This window comes from Methanosphaera sp. (assembly GCF_016282985.1).
Taxonomy (GTDB): Archaea; Methanobacteriota; Methanobacteria; order Methanobacteriales; family Methanobacteriaceae; genus Methanosphaera.
This window is the reverse complement of the sequence record NZ_JAEELZ010000128.1, coordinates 1-2,865: the sequence shown is the minus strand read 5'-3', so window position 1 is coordinate 2,865 and position 2,865 is coordinate 1. Positions and strand designations below refer to the sequence as shown.

Annotated in this window: 4 protein-coding genes; all 4 read right to left on the bottom strand. The window is 33.5% G+C overall.

What is annotated here, in order from left to right:
- Positions 1–1,028 (bottom strand): integrase (locus QZZ11_RS07790; RefSeq protein ID WP_292475034.1); only part of this gene is annotated, 1,028 nt, incomplete at its 3' end.
- 337 nt (positions 1,029–1,365) lie between these two features.
- Positions 1,366–1,503 carry a hypothetical protein gene (locus QZZ11_RS07785; RefSeq protein ID WP_292475032.1) on the bottom strand — a complete coding sequence of 46 codons (138 nt, stop codon included), beginning with the start codon at positions 1,501–1,503 and terminating at the stop codon, positions 1,366–1,368.
- Complete coding sequence (locus QZZ11_RS07780) at positions 1,500–1,622, bottom strand: hypothetical protein (RefSeq protein ID WP_292475031.1); 123 nt, start codon at positions 1,620–1,622, stop codon at positions 1,500–1,502. The genes QZZ11_RS07785 and QZZ11_RS07780 overlap by 4 nt, the downstream gene beginning before the upstream one ends.
- Positions 1,623–1,633: 11 nt before the next feature.
- The gene (locus QZZ11_RS07775) at positions 1,634–2,482 is read right to left on the bottom strand and encodes a hypothetical protein (RefSeq protein ID WP_292475030.1); all 849 of its coding nucleotides are present in this window, start codon (positions 2,480–2,482) and stop codon (positions 1,634–1,636) included.
- Between the last annotated feature and the right edge of the window lie 383 nt (positions 2,483–2,865).

Below are 2,865 nucleotides of genomic sequence, written 5' to 3'. Positions count from 1 at the left end.
TTTTCTTCCCGTACTAATTCTAATTCTGTTTTAATCTTCTCAACATCATCAACAACCAAGTAAGGTAAACATTCAATATATTCCTGTTTTAACTCATCAGCATCTATTTTAATATAATGCCTCCGAATTATACTTGAGGGTTTACGACCCTCCAATATGTCAATATGATTATCATTCATTCCTGCACGTTCCAATTGTGTCGCATGGTAACTTCGTAAGTTTTTAGGACTGAATACAGCTTTCCCTTCACTGGTTAATCCTAACATTAATTGCTCGTTAATGTCCTGATAGTATTTGTTGAATTGTCTTCTGCTGACTTTGAATAGAGTACTTTCAAGGGTTAATTGGTCTTCTCTGCTTTGCAGGTATATATTTGTATTTTTAATAGCTTCTGGACTGGTGAATGTTATATACTCGGTTCCTGTTTTTTGTCGATGTCCTCTGAGGGTTGCGATGACTTGCTTATCCTCCATTTCTAATATTGCTTTTAGGATATCATGGTGTTGAGGGTAGTTATGATATTCACTTGTACCTTCAAGGTAATCTTTTACTGTTAATTTAAGTAAATCAACTGGTGATAATCCTGTACTTGCAATGAATAAAGTAGCAGATTTTAATAGGATATTATTTTTTAATTCAATACATTTCTTTAATGTCTTCTGTGATGGTAATTCGGCTACATCATATAATACGTTTTCATTATGTTTTTTAGGTTTAGGTAATTTCCCATAATCTATCTCATAATGATTTAATATGCTGATGATTTTCCCATAATATTCCTGTGCTGTGCTTCTTTTATAATTCTGGTTTAATTCATGACGATATTTTAGTAGGCATCTTCGTAGGTTTGATGTTTTCCAGTTATGTTCCTTTTCTGCTAAGTCTAATATTTCTGGTAATGTTTGCTCGGTGATGTTCTCGAATTTTCGTACGCTTCTCAGGTAAGCGTTTCGGGTGGATCTACTTAATTCGTTTTCCATGAATAATGTTTCAAGTATGTCCTGTGTTTTCATATTTTTATATTTCATTGGTCATCATCTACCTTTCTTGTGGGAGAGCATTTGAAAAGTATTATTTTGGTACCAATTTATATATGTTTCACAATTAAATGTTGATAAATTGGTTCTATGTTCTCCCTTGTTTTATGTATGGTTTTGATGATGTTATATGTTATGGTTTTAGGATTGTTCGGAGGGTTACTAACAAACATTAAATCGTATAAAAAAAATGCCATTACCCAGGAGTATGGGTAATGACAAGTGTTCAAGAAACAATTAGTATATATGATTTCAGGGTTTATAATATTTTTGTTGAAAAAAAATAGACCAGTAAACGATAATGTTTACTGGCCTTTGGGAGTTAGATTTATGATATGTTATTTAATTCCTTTTTTGTTTCAAGGTATTCATCGATTAACTCGGGATGTTGAGCTAATCGGCTGAGTTTCCTTTTTAGGTTTCGTTTTTTTGTTTCAAGGTATACTCTTTCTTCTCTTGGACTCATTTTATCCTCTCTTTTATTTGTTTACAATTCTCTGTTAGTAATGCTTGTTCATCATATTTTTTGCAGTATCCGAAGATGTCGGAGTGGTTTTTGAAGTGTTTGCAGTGTCTACAATTCATTATTTATCACCTTAGCGATTTAAATTTTCAAGCCACCAATCTGGATCTATTCCCCATAGTTCATAGTTGCTGGTGCACCAGTTGCTCCTTATACCGTTACCATCGAGTACTGATGCTGGGTCTCTTAGTATTTTTGTTCCGTCATTTAGTGTTATTCTTAATCGTACGTGGCCGACACCTGAACTGCATCTGACGTGTAGGCATTCGACTTTCTTGTATTTGCCTATTGCGATTAATTGTTTCATTATATTGTAGAAGACGTGGCAACTGTCGGTGCAGTTTATGCCTTGTCTTTTCTTCATACGGTCGATACTGGTTTTGTTGCTGTATCTGTCATCACTGTATCCACCATATCCTCTACCATCGATTTTACTTAATGCTCCGTCTATGGTATTGTCGAATTTGCCGAATACTTTGATGAAGTAAGTGTAGACTTCGTTTGGTGGTTCGTATGTTTTACTGAATACTTTCTGATTGATATTGATTTCATTATCATATTTACCATATTTATCATAGTATACGAGGCATCTTGCGAAGGTATAGGTGAATAGGTTGGATGCTATCTTGTATCCTTTCCAGTAGAGGTAATTTGGTAGTCTGTGTTTGGTTTCTATGAAATCGGTGAGTTTCTTTGCAAGTGCAAGATATTGCTTTGAACTCATCTGTCTTGAAATGTGAGTATGACTTGGTTTTGGTGCATTGTCGATGCTTATGGTTTGAACATCTTTTTTGGGGTGTTGTAATGCTTTGGCGAAGTAGTAACTCCATTTGTGACTCATTCCGATTTTATGTTCTTTTTTCACATTTGTTTTTACGATTTGTGCTTGTTTTAGGATTGTTTTATATGTATAGGTACTCATTTATTGTTTAGCCTCCTTTATTTTGAGTATTTGGATTTCTAATAGGATGTTTTCTAATTCGGTGTTATTTGGGTCTTTTAATCGGTTTTTATAGAATTCTAATTTGTTCATAATCATCAATATATAATGGTGGGGGGTTCTTAGGCAATGAAGGTTTGTAACAGAGAACTTACGAAAAAATAGGGATTATAGGATTGCTCCTATAATGGTTTGATTTTTATGTTTTTAAACCATATTCCATTAATACTCTCCGAACATTGTAATGCTAATTGCAAATCAGTTGTAGTGTATGCAGTTGAAGAATATGTTGAAATAGAAGCCCCATCTTTATATTTCGCCTCTAATTAAACAGTTCCATTTTTTCTTTTGAAGATATAAGTTAT